The 18768-nt window shown below is 34.5% G+C and carries 22 protein-coding genes, 2 pseudogenes and 1 riboswitch; of the genes and pseudogenes, 21 read left to right on the forward strand and 3 right to left on the reverse strand.

Features of this window, described 5'->3' with window-relative positions; translation table 11 throughout:
* Nucleotides 1-727 precede the first annotated feature (727 nt).
* Entirely contained in the window at nt 728-2176 is a 1449-nt protein-coding gene (locus D569_RS0121140) for a carbon starvation CstA family protein (protein ID WP_018934437.1), read from the forward strand.
* Between the two features lie 125 nt (nt 2177-2301).
* Here the strand turns inward: D569_RS0121140 and D569_RS0121145 are convergent, their stop codons facing one another.
* Complete coding sequence (locus D569_RS0121145; protein ID WP_018934438.1) at nt 2302-3756, reverse strand: aminotransferase-like domain-containing protein; 1455 nt, start codon at nt 3754-3756, stop codon at nt 2302-2304.
* 118 nt (nt 3757-3874) lie between these two features.
* On the opposite strand from D569_RS0121145, the gene D569_RS0121150 reads away from it, so the two are divergent.
* The gene (locus tag D569_RS0121150) at nt 3875-4507 is read left to right on the forward strand and encodes a LysE/ArgO family amino acid transporter (protein WP_018934439.1); all 633 of its coding nucleotides are present in this window, start codon (nt 3875-3877) and stop codon (nt 4505-4507) included.
* A gap of 422 nt (nt 4508-4929) precedes the next feature.
* Nucleotides 4930-5919 carry an aldo/keto reductase gene (locus tag D569_RS0121155; RefSeq protein WP_018934440.1) on the forward strand — a complete coding sequence of 330 codons (990 nt, stop codon included), beginning with the start codon at nt 4930-4932 and terminating at the stop codon, nt 5917-5919.
* Nucleotides 5920-6086: 167 nt separating this feature from the next.
* On the opposite strand, the gene D569_RS0121160 is transcribed toward D569_RS0121155, so the two are convergent.
* Nucleotides 6087-7283 carry an MFS transporter gene (locus D569_RS0121160; protein WP_018934441.1) on the reverse strand — a complete coding sequence of 399 codons (1197 nt, stop codon included), beginning with the start codon at nt 7281-7283 and terminating at the stop codon, nt 6087-6089.
* A 64-nt stretch (nt 7284-7347) separates the two neighbouring features.
* A riboswitch (purine riboswitch) is annotated at nt 7348-7446 on the reverse strand.
* 465 nt (nt 7447-7911) lie between these two features.
* On the opposite strand from D569_RS0121160, the gene D569_RS0121165 reads away from it, so the two are divergent.
* The 18 genes and pseudogenes from D569_RS0121165 (at nt 7912) to D569_RS0121240 (ending at nt 18456) form a co-directional block, all read left to right on the forward strand.
* The gene (locus tag D569_RS0121165) at nt 7912-8466 is read left to right on the forward strand and encodes a GNAT family N-acetyltransferase (protein WP_245548534.1); all 555 of its coding nucleotides are present in this window, start codon (nt 7912-7914) and stop codon (nt 8464-8466) included.
* A gap of 79 nt (nt 8467-8545) precedes the next feature.
* Nucleotides 8546-9022, forward strand: a complete 477-nt coding sequence (locus D569_RS0121170; RefSeq protein ID WP_018934443.1) for a DinB family protein — start codon at nt 8546-8548, stop codon at nt 9020-9022.
* Between the two features lie 32 nt (nt 9023-9054).
* Nucleotides 9055-9270: pseudogene (locus D569_RS23265) on the forward strand (RidA family protein); the annotation flags it as partial.
* A gap of 217 nt (nt 9271-9487) precedes the next feature.
* Nucleotides 9488-10273, forward strand: a complete 786-nt coding sequence (locus D569_RS0121180; protein ID WP_211216086.1) for a TIM barrel protein — start codon at nt 9488-9490, stop codon at nt 10271-10273.
* 307 nt (nt 10274-10580) lie between these two features.
* On the forward strand, nt 10581-10865 hold the full coding sequence (locus D569_RS0121185; RefSeq protein ID WP_018934446.1) for a hypothetical protein: 285 nt from the start codon (nt 10581-10583) through the stop codon (nt 10863-10865).
* A 208-nt stretch (nt 10866-11073) separates the two neighbouring features.
* Entirely contained in the window at nt 11074-11217 is a 144-nt protein-coding gene (locus D569_RS24675; protein WP_018934447.1) for a hypothetical protein, read from the forward strand.
* A gap of 185 nt (nt 11218-11402) precedes the next feature.
* On the forward strand, nt 11403-11942 hold the full coding sequence (locus tag D569_RS0121195) for a DUF5412 family protein (RefSeq protein ID WP_018934448.1): 540 nt from the start codon (nt 11403-11405) through the stop codon (nt 11940-11942).
* 78 nt (nt 11943-12020) lie between these two features.
* Complete coding sequence (locus tag D569_RS0121200) at nt 12021-12209, forward strand: glycine zipper domain-containing protein (RefSeq protein ID WP_156823022.1); 189 nt, start codon at nt 12021-12023, stop codon at nt 12207-12209.
* 56 nt (nt 12210-12265) lie between these two features.
* Entirely contained in the window at nt 12266-12421 is a 156-nt protein-coding gene (locus D569_RS24945; RefSeq protein ID WP_018934450.1) for a hypothetical protein, read from the forward strand.
* Between the two features lie 14 nt (nt 12422-12435).
* Nucleotides 12436-12687: a hypothetical protein gene (locus tag D569_RS24950; protein ID WP_018934451.1), complete on the forward strand. Its 252-nt coding sequence runs from the start codon at nt 12436-12438 to the stop codon at nt 12685-12687.
* 277 nt (nt 12688-12964) lie between these two features.
* A complete protein-coding gene (locus tag D569_RS24175) occupies nt 12965-13060 on the forward strand; it encodes a putative holin-like toxin (RefSeq protein WP_018934452.1) in 96 nt (31 codons plus the stop codon).
* Between the two features lie 697 nt (nt 13061-13757).
* Nucleotides 13758-13955 (forward strand): hypothetical protein, encoded by a 198-nt coding sequence (locus tag D569_RS0121215; RefSeq protein ID WP_018934453.1) that lies wholly within the window; start codon nt 13758-13760, stop codon nt 13953-13955.
* Between the two features lie 297 nt (nt 13956-14252).
* Nucleotides 14253-15923: a T7SS effector LXG polymorphic toxin gene (locus D569_RS24180; protein WP_018934454.1), complete on the forward strand. Its 1671-nt coding sequence runs from the start codon at nt 14253-14255 to the stop codon at nt 15921-15923.
* Nucleotides 15920-16486, forward strand: coding sequence for an imm11 family protein (locus D569_RS0121225; protein ID WP_018934455.1), 567 nt, complete (start codon nt 15920-15922; stop codon nt 16484-16486). The genes D569_RS24180 and D569_RS0121225 overlap by 4 nt, the downstream gene beginning before the upstream one ends.
* A gap of 107 nt (nt 16487-16593) precedes the next feature.
* Entirely contained in the window at nt 16594-16794 is a 201-nt protein-coding gene (locus D569_RS24755) for a hypothetical protein (protein ID WP_211216087.1), read from the forward strand.
* A gap of 255 nt (nt 16795-17049) precedes the next feature.
* Nucleotides 17050-17241 (forward strand): annotated as a pseudogene (locus tag D569_RS24960) (sugar-binding protein); the annotation flags it as partial.
* 5 nt (nt 17242-17246) lie between these two features.
* Nucleotides 17247-17744, forward strand: a complete 498-nt coding sequence (locus D569_RS0121235) for an SMI1/KNR4 family protein (protein ID WP_018934458.1) — start codon at nt 17247-17249, stop codon at nt 17742-17744.
* Between the two features lie 235 nt (nt 17745-17979).
* Nucleotides 17980-18456, forward strand: coding sequence for an SMI1/KNR4 family protein (locus tag D569_RS0121240; RefSeq protein WP_018934459.1), 477 nt, complete (start codon nt 17980-17982; stop codon nt 18454-18456).
* A gap of 55 nt (nt 18457-18511) precedes the next feature.
* Here the strand turns inward: D569_RS0121240 and D569_RS24190 are convergent.
* On the reverse strand, nt 18512-18768 hold a 257-nt coding region (locus D569_RS24190), incomplete at its 5' end, for an integrase core domain-containing protein (RefSeq protein ID WP_156823001.1).

The raw sequence follows: 18768 nt of genomic DNA on the forward strand, positions 1-18768 counted from the left end.
AGGTTAAAACCGTCCAAAATAACATATCATATCTGAGCACTTATGAGTTAATTTTGTCTATCATTCATCAATCCATTAACACATTAAGGGGTTTCTTATGGTTAATTATTATCCGCAAAAAACAAATATCGTAACGTTACAAATCCCGTGTAATAGCTACTGACAGACCTGGTTATGGTTTATCGGATAAAAGGAATGATCGTAAAATTTTAGATCCAGATATTGAGGAACTTGCCAACTGTTTAATTTTAAATGGCTTTTTTGGTGTTCGGTGGCGGTGCTTACGTGACTTCTGTAGCGTATCGACTGCCAAACAAAGTAAAGTTTTTGAAACAGGCTATGCTAGTTACCTTAAAAGATGTATTTGGATAAACTTCAAATGAAATAGCATCCAGGTTAAGGGCTAAAAAGAAATAACAAAAATAGTAATATAAATATGGAGATGGTTACCCCTCATCACGATTATTATAGAACTCTCAAAAGCAATACGAGAATCAATGCCAATGCTATTAGAGTCGCAAAACTTTCAGGTAAGAAGAAGTAGATTCCGTATTTCATGTTATAGACCCGGATCGAAATATCTTACAAATTATACCTTAGAACAAAATGTGAAGTTACCTATTAAAAAAAAGCAGAAAATATCAGAAAATTTCAAAAACACCATTGCTTTTTCCTCCCACATTATATTATCATAATATGTACTTTTCAAAAAAAGGAGGTTTCAGCGGTGGTTACGTTTATAGCATCTATTGTATTGTTAATTGTTGGCTACATTGTTTACGGGAAGGTGGTCGAACGAATTTTTGGCATTAATGACCGGGATTCAACGCCTGCTTATACCAATAACGATGGCCTTGATTATATGCCGATGAGTTGGTGGAAAGCGAGTTTAATTCAACTATTAAATATCGCTGGAACCGGCCCGATATTTGGTGCAATAATGGGCGCATTATATGGTCCGGTCGCATTTATATGGATTGTTATTGGTTGTATATTTGCTGGAGCGGTACATGATTACTTTTCCGGAATGATATCACTTAGACATAATGGAGCTCAATTTCCGACACTTGTTGGTAAATATTTGGGCGGTAAAATGAAATTCATTACAACGATTGTGTCAATCATATTAATGGTTTTAGTGGCAGCAGCATTTACGGCAGCACCTGCTCAGTTACTAACGCAAATAACGCCACTTAACACTACGACTTGGTTGGTGATTATTTTTGCTTATCTTATACTTGCTGCGATTCTACCAATTAATAAAATAATCGGAAGAGTCTATCCTATATTTGGAGCTATCTTAATTTTTATGGCTGTATCAATCGGTATTGGAATGTTCTTCTTTTTTGATCATCCAATTCCCAATTTAACATTAAATAATTTACACCCTGGGGAAATGCCGATTTGGCCATTATTAATGGTAACTATATCCTGTGGAGCAATTTCTGGATTTCATAGTACACAAAGTCCAATCTTAGCTCGAACATTAAAAAAAGAAAATGAAGGTAGAAAAGTTTTCTATGGCGCAATGATTGGGGAAGGCGTTATTGCGATGATTTGGGCAGCAGCAGGGATGACCTTTTTTGGTAGTACGGGTGCATTGCAAACAGCTTTGGATGCAGGAGGTCCTGCTGGGGTTGTTAATGAAATCAGTATTACAACGTTAGGTGCCTTTGGAGGATTCATCGCTATTTTAGGTATTGTTGTTCTCCCAATTACCACAGGTGATACGGCATTACGTTCCTCCAGAATGATGCTTGCGGAATTATTGACACAACTGACGAGGAAAGACTTTAATGGGAAAGGGAAACTAGCTGTCCTTATCTTAATAGTGACTGGAACAACGCTCTATTTAACGACAATTGATTATAGCTTCCTCTGGCGCTATGTTGGTGGATCGAATCAGATTATTGCTGCGGTGATGTTATGGACGGCAGCCATGTACTTAGTGAAAAACAACAAGTTTCATTGGATCTGTAGTATTCCAGCTTTGTTCATGACAGCGGTAGTAAGCACGTATTTCTTCTATGCACCAGAAGGCTTTAACCTAGACTATGGTATTTCTTTGGTTTTAGGAATGGTTATTTGGTTGGTTGTACTTGCTTGGTTTGTATCGCAACTTATTAACCATAAAAGAGCAAGTAATTATGAAGATTCGCAGCTGAAAGTAGGATAGTGATGGGTATTGCTAACTGCAATTAGATAAAATGTTATGCTTACCTAAATAAGAAGTTATTATATAGTCTTTTATAAAAATAAGGATACCGTACTACATTATTACGGTATCCTCCATGAAGAGATTCAATTGATAGAAAGATTTTTAATAAGTTGTGCTAAATAAATTAGCCCTTTTTCTAATTGTTCTATTGAAGCATATGAATAGGAAATACGAAGGTGCTGATCATCATTATTATCATATACACTTCCTGGATTTAATAAAATTCCTTCTCGCAAGGCTACATCAAATAGTTTTCGGGTGGAAACACCTGTTAATAATTGAAGCCAGATATAAAAGCCACCTTTTGGGGTGCTCCATGTTGCTATTTCAGAAAAATATTTCTTTAACATTTGAATAGTGAAATCCCTTCTGAATAATAACTCTTCTTTGGTTTCCTTCAAGTAATCCTCATACATCCCACTACAAAGCCACTTGTCTACAACGTATTGTGATAAGGAACTTGACCCGTAATCTATTTGCATTTTGATATCTGCTAAACGATCCATGACAGGTTCAGGCCCCACAATCCAACCGATTCGTAAACCTGGGCTCAATGTTTTAGACATGCTTCCTATATACAGTACATTTCCTTGTGCGTCATTGGCCTTCCAAGGATTTGGTGATGGAGTCTCAAACCATAAATCACCATAAACATCATCCTCGATGATAGGTATAGATTCCCTTTGACAAGCCTCTATTAATTTGAGCCGCCTTTTTTCGGACATTAATGTGCCTGTAGGATTGTGGAAAGAAGGGATCGTATAGAGCAAAGTTGCGTTATGCTGTCGCTTCATACGTCCAATTGAATCACTTTTAATTCCTTCTTTATCAAGTGGAATCCCCATTAAATTCATTCCAGCCGATTGGAAAACGTGAACGGAGTTTAAATAGGATGGTGTTTCATGAAGTATTGTTGAACCTCTTTTTAATAATCCAATTGAAATCAATTGCAGGGCTTGAAGTCCTCCAGAAACGATTAAAATTGATTCGGGAGATGCGTTAATTCCCTTTGTTTTTAAATATGTACTAACCGTTTTACGTAAAGAAAGACTTCCTTTCGGCTCCATGTAACCAAGCGATAAAGACTTTTCATTATCTATTTGTAGCAGTTGCTCCATTCTGCTGTTGGGTAACAAGTCTGGTGAAAGTTCTCCTGTTCCCAGTCTAATGATATTAGGATCTGCCTCAGCTTTATTAATTTTTTGGATGATTGTTATATTTGGTTTATGAATACCGGATTTTACATAACTAATCCAATCAGCAGGAGGTGTTGAAGCGAGTAGGCTCCATGTGTTGTTAATCACTCTAGTACCGTTCCCAACCTTAGATTCAATTAGTCCATCGGCAACCAGTTCCTCAAGTGCAGTTATAATTGTACTGCGGTTTACTTGGAAAAGTTTTGCTAAATCTCGTTGTGATGGTATTTTAGTACCTATTGTCCATTCACCGTTCATTATTTTGTTTTTCATAAAATCAGATATTTGTTGATGTAAAGGAATGGATGAATTTTTTTGTGGCTTCCACGCTACATCAGACATCGGATACCTCCAATCTTTTTTTGAAATTATAACAAAATGGTTGGGTAGATTTCCATCCAATTGGTTGGAGACATATTGGTGATCCTTCGCTATTCTAGATAAGAAGAGGGGGAACATCGTGGAACCATTATTGCATGGAATAATTCTGGCATTTGGATTAATCTTACCTTTAGGAGTTCAAAATGTATTTGTATTTAATCAAGGAGCAACACACAACAAATTCGTCAACGCTTTACCTGCGATTATTACAGCAGGGATTTGTGATACCATACTCATTTATTTGGCTGTTGCAGGGGTATCCATTATTGTTTTTGGTTTTGAATGGGTCAAGATTTTGTTATTTTTAGTTGGAGTCTTTTTCTTAGCCTATATGGGATGGGGTATGTGGAAAAACGAACCTGAAATAAACAATCATCAAAAGCAAAATCATTTTTCTCCACGTCGTCAGGTAACTTTTGCTGCTAGTGTCTCATTATTTAACCCTCATGCTATTATGGATACTATTGGAGTGATAGGAACTAGTTCATTGACTTATACAGGATATGAAAAATGGGTGTTTACCGTGGCTTGTATAATGATTTCTTGGATCTGGTTCTTTTCCTTGGCGATCTTTGGCAGAAAGATTGGTCAGTTTGATAAAAATGGAAGGTTCTTGAAATTTATGAATCAGGTCTCTGCACTTATTATATGGGGTATGGCTGTTTATATGGGATACCAACTGTACTCATTAGTAATTAATGCTTTACCATAAAAGCAAAGTGAACTGTATCACAAATACTGGTTAAGTAGAGAGTTGAAGTAGTCCTTGATCCTAGAACATGATCAATAAACTCATGGTATGTACAACCTTTTGATTCTGCCTCTTCTAAGCATACTTGGTAGCTCTTTCGCGGTTTCTGAACCTTAACGTTTTACACTTATTTTGGAGTGCTTTATAAAATTCACACTACCTCCTTGAAGCACCATTCTGCATTTTTTCCTCCAACGATCGTGGGTTTCCTTTCAATATACATAGAATAAAGTGTTCCAACTTATCTAGAAGTTAGTAAGGTTACCACTTAAAACGAGTATTCCTCCTAAAACGTTTTAACATTTAAATATCCAAGTCTTCATGTTTAGTGCCGAGTATAAGTGGAAAATGAAATATATACTTCATGATAAGGAGGAGTTTAGTTGAAATCGTTAGAGCAAGCACTTCAACATAAAGTAGGTCTTGGAACCGCGCCATTAGGGAATATGTTCAGAGACGTTCCCGAAGAGGAAGCACAAAAAACGATACAAACCGCCTGGGATCAAGGGATTCGCTATTTTGATACTGCACCTTTTTATGGAGCAGGTTTAGCGGAAATGCGTCTAGGCAAAGCGTTAGCAAAGTATGATCGAGACGAGTATTTAATAGGGACGAAGGTCGGGCGTTATATGAAGGACGAAAAAGAAGAAAAAGAGGGCATATTTGAAGATGGCCATCAAAATAAAGTAATAACAGATTATACAGAGGAAGCTACCATGAAATCTATTGAACAAAGTTTAGACAGGTTAAAAACAGACCGCTTGGATATGGTCTTCGTTCATGATGTTTCCCCTGATTTTCATGGAGATGAATGGATTACAAAGTTTGACGAGGCTAGAAAAGGAGCCTTTCGTGTCTTAAGTCGGCTTCGTGAAGAAGGGGTGATCAAATCATGGGGACTTGGTGTCAATACCACAGAACCTATTGAACTAGTGATGGATTTGGAAGAAGCTCAACCGGATGTCTGCTTATCTGCCACTCAATACACGCTTTTACAGCATGAGCATGCCTTAGAGCGCATGCTGCCAAAAGCTGAGGAAAAAGGTGTAGATATCATTGTAGGAGGTCCATTTAATTCTGGTGTGTTACTTGGAGGAGATCATTTTGATTATGCTAAAGCTGATGCTGATATAGTAAATAAAGTAAAGCAGTTAAAAGTAATTGCAGAATATCATAATGTAAGCTTGAAAGCAGCAGCATTACAATTCTCAACTGCTCATCCAGCAGTAAAAGCTGTTATTCCAGGTTCAACACGTCCAGAACACAGTGCAGAAGATGTAGAGATGATGAATAAAGATATCCCACAATCTTTTTGGAGTGAATTAGTGGACAAAGGATTTATTTCACAGCGAGCACCATTGCCAACTAGATAACGAAGGTTTTTCGAGAATAGTTAAGTACTTATCAAAAATCGGGTGCATTACTGAAGTATAAATGCACCCGATGTAAGTCATAAAAAGAAGTTCTTTGAGATAACAGAGTTCTAGTGAATATCCCTTATTCCAAGGGGAACTCTGTTCTTGTATTCTTCTACTATTGGTTAATCACGTATTTGTTTTTGAAAAGCTATGGTCGCACTATTATTTTCTCTTGCAGTCGTTTTCCTCGTCAAAGAAAAAACCGCACACCCTAACGATACGATAATAAGAACTCCACCAAACCAAGACGTATGAGCTACAGTCCCAGTTTGACTTAACACAATACCACCAAAACCTGAGCCAATCGAAATACCAACTTGCAACGCTGAATTATTAAAGCTTTGTTGAATATCCGATGTAGCTGGATCTGTTTGAATCAAATAGCTTTGTTGTGGAGGAGCTAGACTCCAGCTTAACGCTGCCCACATCATCATAATTGGTATAAATACAATAAGCGAAAAAGTAGTGAATGGTAAAATGAATAACACGATAGCAAAAGAAACAATAACGACAATAATACTTTTTTGAGCACCAATCGTATCGGAAAGAGTCCCTCCGAATGCTCCGCCACTTACTGCTGCAATGCCAAATAATAGATAACAGATACTGATCCAACTAGAATTTAGCTGAAGTTCCGTTTCTAAAAATGGAGTAAAGTACGCATAAAGTGTGTAATGTCCTGCTAGCATAAACATCGTCGCAAGGTGTGCGCTACCTATTTTAAAGCTACATACTGCTTTTAATTGCTGCGAAAGTGGAACGGTGTTTTCTCCAGATAATCGCTCCAAAAAGATCGAAATCAGTACAAAGGAACCGATAGATAAAATAGCTATTCCAAGAAAAATAACACGCCAGCCAAATTTATCAGAAATCAAAATTCCTAGTGGTACTCCCATAACAAGTGATGAGCTAATCCCCATATAAATCAGACCCAGAGCCTTTGCGCGGTGTTCTGGTGCAACAACCTTGGCAGCTATCGTTAAGGATAGTACCACAATAAGTGCTGTACTCATGGCAGTTATCACTCTGGCAATCATCATAAAGGTGAAATTCGGACTGAAATAGGTCATGATATTACCAATGAAGAAAACAGATAGAGATAGGAGATATAATTTCTTACGCTCCATTTTGCTAGTTAAGACTAATAGCACAGGACAGGATACGGCATAAATAAGTGCGAAAATAGTGATAAGTTGCCCTGCTGAACTTAAAGAGATATTTAAATCATCTGCAATAGTTGGAAGGATACCACCAATAATTAATTCAACTAGTCCAACTGCTACAGTGGATAAGGCTAGTATAAAAACTTTTACATTCATATTCTGTTTTACGTCCTTTCTAGTAAAAATATTTTTAGGAAATAAAAAAATCCTGATTACAGAAAACGAGTCATTCATTTTCTGTAATCAGGATTTTATGGTTCCTGGTAGAGACCCTCAAGCCATATTCTGAGGTTATACAGGTTATATTCATTTATTAGTAAACACTTTGAATAGTTTACTAGCAATTTGGTTATTTTTCAAGTGGTAACTTTTTGTGACACTATCCAAAAGTTGAAGTATGTGTATTTTTTAAAGAAGATAATTCGACTATTAAATAATGAAAATCGGTATACCGAATAAAACTTACTATTTGCATTCACTATGGCAGTTTAAGTAAAAAATGGTAAAATAAAAGTAGCGAAAATAGGGGGATTTTTATGAGAATAGGTTTGCTGTTCTTTTCTTTCTTCTATTGATTGTGGTCGGTTTATTTATGATGAATTTTTTCAGAGATAATGAATCCGTTTCACTAATCGTTTATATTAAATGAATGAAGTAATCTAATAGAACAACTGAAAGGAAATTGAATTTCTGTTGGTATAATTTTAGTATGAGTATTTGTTATATGCACTTAAAGTAACGAGCAGGTTAAGTAAAAGATAGTAAATCGATGTAAAGGGTGTTTATGATGAGCGAGCAAAGGTTTTTCCCTGAATTAGAGACTAGCAGATTAAAATTAAGAAATGTTAACGAAGAAGATGCAGAGTTTATATTTAAGCTTTTCAGTAACGAAAAAATATGTGAATTTCTATATGATGAAGAAATATTTACGAGAAAAGAAGAAGCGTTTGAATTTATAGAGTGGAACACAAATCCTGAAGAAAAAGGGCATAATAGATGGGTTATAGAGGAGAAAGATAGCAATGAACAGATTGGAACCTGTGGTTTTGATTTATGGGATAGAACCAATAATATAGCGGAAATAGGGTATGATTTATGGTATGAATTTTGGGGTTATGGATATATGAAAGAGGCATTGGTGGAAGCAATAGAGAGTGGATTTACCAATATGAAACTAAATAGAATAAATGCATATGTAGCTTTGGGGAATAAAAAATCTACAAATACATTAGAAAGCTTAGGATTTAAAAATGAGGGCATTTACCGAGACAAACATTTATTTAGAGGCAAATACTATGACCATTATTCGTATTCTCTACTAAGGAAGGACTGGTATTAATAAGAGAATTCTTCAATTAAAAGGTGCAAGGGTTGAAAATAGATGGTCATTGATGAAAGGAATTTGGAGGAGATGGAAAGTGAATCAGAATGATTTAATAATACTAAATTTTGAAGAAATTAGACGTAGGAGTAAAAAAGTATGGAGAGCAATTCCGAGCAATATGCTGGATTGGAAGCCTGACAAAAATGCAATGACTTGTGCGGAGATGATTAGACATATATTAGAAGGTGAGTTTCTTTATCACCAAATTCTCAAAGGAAAAGGTAGTGGAGCATTAACCAATTTATCTAATCCTTTTGATACAAAACAATTTACAACAGTAGAAGATGAATTGGCATATGCTCAACCATATCGCGAGCAATTTATTAGTTACATAAAGACAATCAATCCTAGTGATTTTGAAAATATTGAAATAGACCGATCTGATGTAGGATATGTTAGAACACTTGGAGATATGCTATTGCGCATTGCTTATCATGAATCTGTTCATACAGGTCAGTTGTTAGATTATATGAGAACGATGGATATTGATAGACCTCAAATATGGGATTAAATATCTTCGTTTCTTGTTGATCGATTTGGCAACTCAAGAAGAATCTTGTTGCTGCTGAAATGGAGATTAAAGATTTGACAAAAATAGTATTCTACTTAGTTGGAGATTTTGAAGCGGAACAACGAAGAAAAATAATTGGAGATTTTCTTAGAGAACATCTTCCTTGCACTACAATGATTTATGTAGTAACACTAGCAACACCTTCGCTTAAAGTAGAAATTGATGCATGGGCTTGTAAAGATATTTGATATGTAGAAGAGGCAGTACTCATCTAGCACAACCATTTAATCAAGTATAGTAATTCATTAAATGGTGTACTTAAGCTATCTGGTGTAATGGTTAAACAAGACGATTGTATAGTGCTTTGAATAATGTTTTTTAAAGATTATGTTTTGCTTAGAATCTTTTTGGAAGGGGATAAACTATAATATGCATCATTGTATTGGACTTTCTGGAAGTGTAATTATGACAGATCCTGAAAAGTTCCCTTTATTATTTAGGAAGAAAAAGATTAATCATATTGAGATTGGTGAATTTCCAAGCGTAGAGTCCTTTGAAAATTTTTTAGAACTATTAAAGGAAAGGAATGTAACATTTGGTCTGCACTCACCTTTGTACAGAAATCAAAGTAAATATGATTTGTTAGAAAAGATACAATACGAACCTGAACAGGCTTGGGAACAGTTTGAATCAGAAGTTAAATATATGTCTCAGTTAGGGGCTACGTATATTTTAGTGCACTTTCCTTATTTTAAAGAAGAAAAAGATATAGATACTAATAAGATAATTGAAAATGGAATAAAAAGATTACATTTACTACAAGAAAAATATTCTATAACAATTGTTTGCGAGCCAAAGCTAGGACTTAACCGGTCAGCATTTGGGATTAGATCCCTTGATAATTTTCCAATTGAAATTTGGGACAAGTATGGAATAAAACTTTGTATTGACATAGGGGATTATTTATTAGCGACTGGAGATAAGGTAATGGATTATATTGAAAAATGGAAGAATCATATAAAGGTAGTCCATTTACACAACGTAGAATTTCGTAATAATAAATATATTTGGGTTCCTGTTCACCCGTCACACGAAAAAGACAATTTACACTTTAATGTAAAAGAATTAATATATAAACTTTCGACAAGTTCAGGTGTGTATTTTGTTTTTGAGCACACACCACATACAAATCCAACAGAAACGTTCGTAAATGAAGGAATTAATTGGGTGGAAGAAATAATAAGCAGTTAACCAAAAATATGATATTTCAACAAACGGTGCAAGAGTTTAACAAGGCGATTATCAAACGATCGTCTTTAAATTAAAAATGAAACATTGGAATATTATGCTAAAATGATGGAATATAAGACATAGAGGGGATGCAATTATGCGTGATAGAGGTTCAGTAGTAATTATAGAAAATAAAAAGGTTGCACTAATTAAAAGAATAAGAGAAGAATAGACGTACTAATGTCTAATAAAAAATAATGCAAAAAATTGAGATGAAGCACATTAGTATTATTACAGGACATAAACAAAAATATTTGGAGGTATAGTTATGTGGGTCATATTAGGGGTTATTGCTATAGTAGCAACTCTTATAAATCTTTATATGTATAAAGCAGGAAAGGATTATAAGCTGGCAATGGCGATGGGATTATCATTTACAGCGTTAACACTTTGTGCAGAATACAGTCTTGTATCCCGGTGGGTAGAAGTGGAAGATTGGGCAGCATTATCGGATGTAGTACCTGGTATGGAAAGGGCATTATGGTTTTTGACAATTGTCTCTATCATACTAAATATAGCACCTATACTTTTAGAACTAAAAGGTAAGAAATAATTACATCACTAACTTTAATGATATAACATTTAAAAGGGTAAGCCTTCTTTTAGATTTATGGGTTATAGCTTTAGTACACCTGTTTTGGAAGAGGAAGAAAAAGAAATGCAAAAGATTATGATTATCTCGAGAGACTAGTAAGAAAATAATCTTATTGTTAGTATAGGTTGCGTTGGAAAAATTTCGATAATAGAAAGAAGGAAATGAAATGGAAACCCTGTTTTTAATTTTAATTTTTGCTGGTATTTTTGGAATATATGATGCAATAAGAAAAGTTAATAATAATATCCTTGAGCAGACCGAGGAACTTAAAAAAATACATGAACAATTGAAGGAAAATAGTAAAAAGTAGATTTTGTTGTTGAATTAATGGATAACTGAACGAAAGAAGAGTTACTTTTAAAATTTGAAAGAATAATATGGTAAGGTTTTTGCTTACTTAAACAACGGGTGTGTTTCTACAACCAAAAATCACTTCCAGTGTTAATAAAGTATGATTGTAGAGAATGAAAAGCAAGATTAACAAGGGGGAGAATTATGAGGAAACAATATAATTTATGGGCTTTTTATTTAATACTTGTTTGCTTAGGATTAGCAACGTATTCATTGTATTCTAATATGAAGAACACTTGGTTAATTGCACCACCAAATTATATATTACTAATAATTAGTTTGATAGCCTTAATTTTAGGAATTGTCGGCTTTAAAGATAAAAGAAACTGGTGGACAAAAACAAGAAGTTGGTTAACAGTAATTTTGTCATCATTGACAACTGTTGGACTATTTTTGGTGGCATCATTTACACTTTTCTTTTCATCAGTTGGGGCGAATGAACACATAAAGACGGTAAGTTCTACTGATGGCAATTACACCATTGATTTTTATCGGTTTGACGCAGGGGCAGCAGGTTCATTTGGTGTAAGGGGAGAATTAAATGGTCCATTTTGGTTTAAAAAGCGAATTTATTTACAACACAATGTAGAACAAGTCCAAGCGGAATGGAAAAATAATGAGAAAGTATCTATAAATAATCATATCTTAAAATTAGATGAAGGTGATACTTATGGGTATCAATGATAAGGTATGTGAAACAATCCCCATTATGGAAGAGATGTTGAAGAATAAGAGCTAAAAATTTATGCGAGGAGAAATGTAATGATGAGCAAAAACAAAAAAACAACAGGTAATACATATCTATCGGTTGGGATTAGTATAGGATTACCATTAGGAGCAGTGCTGGGGTTAATCATATTTGATAACCTAGCAATCGGAGCTGGTATAGGTCTGGTTTTCGGAATAACAGTTGGAACAGCAGTTGACTCTAATACAACTAAAAAAGAATAAAAAATATACTAGAAATTAGTACCAATCAGGACATCATTTTTTATAGGAGTGGTTATGTGAATAGAAAAACCTTTAACATAATTGGTTGGATTCTACTTTTGGGAATGGGTGCTTCGTGGATAGCATTTGGCTATTCCAGTTGGTACTTATTATTAACTCCAATGTGGCGTACATTTCTTTTGCAATTTACGATGGCAGCATTAAAAAATTAGGAAAAATAAAACAGATGTCCTTATTACAAGTAATTCTCATATTGTTTGCATTTATTGTGTCGGTGAGTATTGTATTCGGTCTTATCCAATTAGCTAATTACCTGATAAACGAGATGTTTCACTTAACTGGGGGGATAAAGACACTCAGTGCGATTATTGCTGTGGTACTTTCATTATACCCTGTTAAGTTTACTTTTGGCACTGTTATTTTCAAAGTAATGAACGCTACAAGAGAAAAGAATACGAGTTTTGAAGGACGGATTTAATTCCGCAATCGGGCTGCCAGTGCTTAACAAGGTATTCGCCTGTCGTTTTTAAGTTGGCTTTCACATCTTTCATCAACGTTTACATCACTAATACAATTTCGAAACCACTATAGTTTTCCATGTGTCATAGTAGTTCTACTATTAGTGCTGAGTAGGAAAGCTTTATTTCCGTTTGGGTTAGGAATGTACGTTCTGGTTTGTTGTGTTATACTAAAAAATGGATAACGTTCTTTTAGGGCAAGGTCGGCTAATCCCCTCAGTGAAAGGGGGTGATGCCATGGGTATGTATGAAAGGTTTATCGTGCTGTTTAGTTTCGGTACCTTCTTGATTGCATTACTCACATTGATCATCTCTTTGATCAATAAAAAATAGACCTCCCTATTAACCGTCTAAAGTAGTAGGAGAGGTCTATCACCTTCGATAGCCGATCCCTCTGGGGAACCGTTTATCCATAACCCGTAGTGACCGCTACGGGTTATTATTATATGCTTTTCTTACAAAAATTATATCATAATGTAGAAAATAAGTCATTAACCGCTACATATACATTCTAGAAAGGGATCAGACTCCAGCAATAACATCTGTTTATTCAAGATCAAATTTTACCCGATAAAAAATGCTTGCCTTATAGTTAACTCTAAGGGTTAGAATTGACTCAAAAAAATTAAAAAAGAATAAAAAATACATATTCATTCTTCCGTTAAGGGGAGCAATTTTGGAATGGGATTAATGCCAAACAGGACAATATATCATATTTTTATGGGGATGGTTAAGTACGTAGAAAAAGTTTATTAAACCCTATTTTCTTTAATCAATTGATAGAAAACTGGACACAAGAAGGTACTTTACCTGAAGACGAAATAACCATTCAGAAAAATGTTATGAAAATAACAGGTGGCTTATCTGAACTGGGCAGATCAGTGTAACAAGTAAATGGCGGGCTTTCAAATGGAGGAGTTCATTTTTTGTGGTAAAAAATGGAATTTGGTGTTAATATTAAATCAAGTTGTTCTTTAATTAAGGCGGTGTAAAGTGAAGAACAATTATAATTCTTATAGGAGGAGTAATTATGCTTTCTAAAAAAAGGATAGGGATCATTATAACTATTATTGGTGCGGTTATTATTATGGTCAGAGCTTTATTTCTACGTTCCACAGAATACGCACTATTATTACTAATCATAGGGATAATATTATTTTTCGGAGGTGGATTACTTATTCCTGACTATACAGATAATAATAAACAGAAAGAAAGTAATCATTCATAATGTTAATCGACATATCCATTAACGGATTACTTTTATTAGATCACTACCCCAAATAACATTAAAGTGACTAACTACCACGATCCATATCAGGAACCCCTCAACTGAAGTTTATAATAAATGAAAGAGCAGACTATTTCCCTCTTATTTTATAAAGGAAAATTTTACCGAGTCTATTATACCAAAAAACTCAAAAGGTAATTTATAACCATAAAATGAATATTTATACTTATTAACCATTTAATGAAGACATGATAAGATACCTATTGGATGATATTTCCTTTTGGAAGAGGGGAAGCTATGTCGAATTTAAGAATAAGTATAAAGGAAGTTAAACAATTCTATGAACAAGTACAAAGACAAACGGCTACCGTAACAGAATCTATTGATCTAGTGGAAAAACAGGTTGATGAGCTTATACATATGGACCAGTTCCAAGGAGAAGCTGCAGACGCAACCAAGGAGTATTTTCAAGTTTTACATAAGAATCTGTTGCAAGCCTTTAGGGGACTTTTCGAGCAGATAGAGATTAACATAAGCCGTCATCTCCAGGATTTCCATGAAGAGGTCGATTCCAGTCATCATGCAATTATTCATCAAATATACCTCGATGAAAAAGAAACCGATATACATCAATCCTCTAAACGAATACAACAAATAGAGACAGATGTAAGTCAGATAATAAGTAGTATATCTGATTTGTCGTCTGCTCGAGCGCCAACAGCTGCAAATGTATTAGATGATAGTGAAGCGAGTTTGCAGGTAATGAAACAGCTATCTCAACGAATGGAAGCTTATTCGAATGGTTTTAAAAGTGATCAAAGCCAAATCGAGAGTGCCATCCAGGAAATCAATAGCTTGATGGGTAAAGTGATAAACAACAATGGAAGAACTCAGCTAAAAACCAACTTCGAAACACAATTGCCTGGAATACGGTCTTATGTGAAAGCATCAATGGAAACCTCAGCTATGCAAAGAATACTTTCTCCGCTTCATAACAAAATGGAGGAAAATACGATAGTTTCTCGTTATAATAGGACTCGGGAGCATGCGTTGGGATTACAACAGTATATGAATAACTCTCTTATAGATAAGCAAAAAAGTCAGCATATCCAACAATATATGAATCTTCGACTGAGTCGAACTATACAACAAGCAAACACATGGTGGAGCCAAACGCTAATGTATCAAACGTCTAAGGTGAAATGGCAACTGGGTTATCTAAGCTTATTCAACCGACAAGATAAGAGTAGTCAAGTACAGAATAAAATGGACAAATTACAGGCAGAAGATATTGCTACGGTACAAATGTCGGATGAAGAAGTAGCTGCTATCCAGAACTATCTAAAAGAAATAGAAAGTGGAGAAGTCAAGCCTAACAAAGATTGGAACGTTTCCCAATTTGAGAACCCAGAACTTACTTTTGAAGATAAGCGAAAAGTATTAGGAGGAATGGGAACAGGAACCCCTGATGGTTTAGCAGGACCATCGACTGCAACATTCAAATTCTTTACAGAAGACATTGCAACGATTATTGATCCGAATGCTGGAGTGGGAGATAAGGCAATGGCCTCCCTATTCACCTTTGTAAAGCCAGCTAAGTTCTTGGATACAATGGGTGATGTGGCAGGGCCGGGTTTGAAGAAGTTTGGGAATGATGGAAAGGGTACCATTAAACCTTTACAAAATCATCATTATGCAACAAATAAAAGCAAGAAATACACTCCTCAAATGGAAAACATAACCAAAAAGTATGGATTAGACCTTGATGAAGCATGGAATAAGGAATTACTCCCGCATCAAGGAAGACATCCATATGCATATCATGATTATGTTTTAGATAAACTTAGTACCTATGATAGATTAGCCAAAGGAGATAGAGAGAAATTCCTTAAATTGTTTGAAGGATTAAAGCGAGAAGTAAGAGATAATCCAGATATGCTTTATAAAGAGTATTGGAGGTCAAAATGAAATATTTCAAACTGATTTTAGATGATAGCAACGATAATGATGTAGTGGTTCATTGTAAAGATACACATGGATTTGAACAGTATGAGTTAAAGGAAGGCAACTTTTTAGAGAATTGGAACAATAATATCACTTTTTACTTTAATTCTTTTGAAGGAAATAGATTTACAGACTATTTAGCAAATAATTTAGGATGGTTCATAGTATCAAAAAAGTTTAAAAAGTTAATCAAAAATATCGAAGATGACATTCAATTTTTACCTGTGAATGTTGTTGATTTAGAAAGTAAATCTAAAATCGATAATGATGAATATTTTGTTGTTAATGTATTGGGTATAGTAGACGCATTAAACCTAGAAAACTCTGATTACAGTGTCATGGATTTAGATGGTGAAAAAATTTATTCTGTTAGAAAATATGCAGTTTCAGAAGCCAAAATAAATAATAAAAATTTATTTAAATTACAAGGAGATGAAATTCCATTATTCGTATCAGAAACTTTTAAGCAATTAGTTGAAGAAAACAATATTACTGGTTGTGAATTTTTAGAAATAAGAACTGACTAATAATATTTTCCGGAAAGCCTTAGAGAGAATCGCTAAGGTTTCTTTTTGTTAGGGGCTACCCAGTGACGAATAGTTCATTTAGTATACAGATGATATGAGTAAGCTCAATGATAAATGATATGTTTCTTACGAACTATAAAGTACTGACAACACCTTGGATTAGAATACGGGCGGTTATGGGAAGAGATTTAGTGTTGTATCTGATTGAGAAGTTTGTTGATTACCCACTTTCCAATGCAGAACGAAACAGCTATGCCATAACGGAAAAACATGATAGTTGGGCTATCAATATATCGCAGACGTTCTAACTCGTAAGCTACCTTATTTACCAAAGAACTTGAATAATAATCCTAAAATTACTGGTTCTTCTACTTTTAAGGATAGAATGACAGCTGAAAAAGTTGCTGATATAGTTCTTAGAGACCCTGAAAATATTGGAAAAATCCAAAAGTGGCTTTCTGATCCTAATAGTAGACCTACCTTACCTTTAATTCAAAGGTGATGGAGAAATAATTGGTAGAAGTGTTAATAGGAATTCAGAAGTAATTAAGAATGTTACAAACACAAAAACTGTATATAAAGAATGGTTATATGAAAAAACAGGTAAGAAAGTCGGGGGCAAAATTGATTGGCAATCAGTCTCACCAAGGGAGATACAAGAACTGACAGAAAGAATGTTTGATGCTACAAATGTTCCTAAATCAGCCAGACAAAAATATTATAATTCCTTTAATAAATATAATTATCGGGAGTAAAGCTAATGGAAAAGATAAAGCAGTTGCTTACAGAAATAAATACTATACCACATTGCCGCATCTTTGAGCCTTCTGGATTACCCAATATTGATGAAGAAAAGCATATTTTACCTAATGATTTAAAAGAGTTTTATAGTCTTTGTGGGGGATTAGTCCTATTTGAAAATGAGGAATATCCAATTTATATTGTGTCTCCTGATAAGTTTGTATTGGCAAATCCAATAATTGTAGGAGAATTATGTGAAGAAGATATTTCGTCTAATTGGTATATTATTTGTAATGATGGAACGGATGAATACTTAACCGTTGACCTCAATGAAGATAGACTAGGTAGATGTTGCGATAGTTTTTTTGATCGCCATGGGCTTGTAGGTGAGTCCCAGATAATAGCTACTTCGTTTACTGATTTGCTTGAACGACTTATAAAAAATAAAGGGCAATATTGGTATTGGCTAAGAAGTGATTTTGTCTCCTTAGGTGATGCATATGATGATATTGAATAGCAAAGCATTTGTATAGAGAAAAAAAGTAGACCTTGATTGGCATAGGTCCTTCAAGGTTTTTATTTTCTGGGACTATACCTAGTGCTGAATGAACTACTAGTTATGATGTAGTATCATATAAACGTAGTAATTGACTTCAGAAAATCATTATGGTGAGTAGAGGTGAGAATACTCCAACTGTATCACTTGCAAAAGAACAATATACTACTGCAAAATTTGTTAGAGTGGGATGAAAATGAGCGTAGAAGATTATCAAAAAGCAAAGGAAATTATTTTGAATGAAGAAGAGATTGCTGACTTTGTGGGTGGCCATACGGATGAATTAATTAGTTTGGCAGAAGAAAAAATAGGGTTAAAGTTTACGGGTTTATATTTTGAGTATTTAAAGACATTTGGAGCAGGTAATTTCGGAGCACAAGAAATTTACGGAATTATTAATGCTGATTTTGAAAATTCATCAGTTCCGGACGCTATATGGTACACTTTAACAGAACGCAGGGAAATTAATCTTCCTGATAATCTGCTAGTTATATACGATACTGGGAGTGATGAAATATTTTGTTTAGACTATAATCAGATTGATGATAATGGAGAACCAAAAGTAGTATCTTTTGTGCCTAGAGTTAACTTAGAGAGTCAAACATATGAAATAATTGCTAATGACTTTGGTGATTTTTTATTAGACTTAGTTAAGCAAGAAGTACAGAAATGAAAAACCTTGATTGACTATATGAACTGACCCAGTAAAACGGGACAAGAAAAAACACCTATGCTGCCATAGTCCTGAATTCAACAGGACTGTGGCAGTTTAGTTTTGTAAACGGTCGTATATAGTTGTAATAATACATGTAAGATTGCACTTTTTCTAGTACAATAGAGTTTGTAAGGTGCACTCTATTTTGAGTGTTGAATTCTTCCGACTTTAGCGAGGAGTGGAAGGATTCGATTACGGCATTATCAAAGCAGTTTCCTTTTCGGGACATGCTTGTGGTAATGCCTTTTTCTTTAGCCAGCTCTTGAAAGT

Source organism: Gracilibacillus lacisalsi DSM 19029 (assembly GCF_000377765.1).
In the GTDB taxonomy this organism is placed as follows: Bacteria; Bacillota; Bacilli; order Bacillales; family Amphibacillaceae; genus Gracilibacillus; species Gracilibacillus lacisalsi.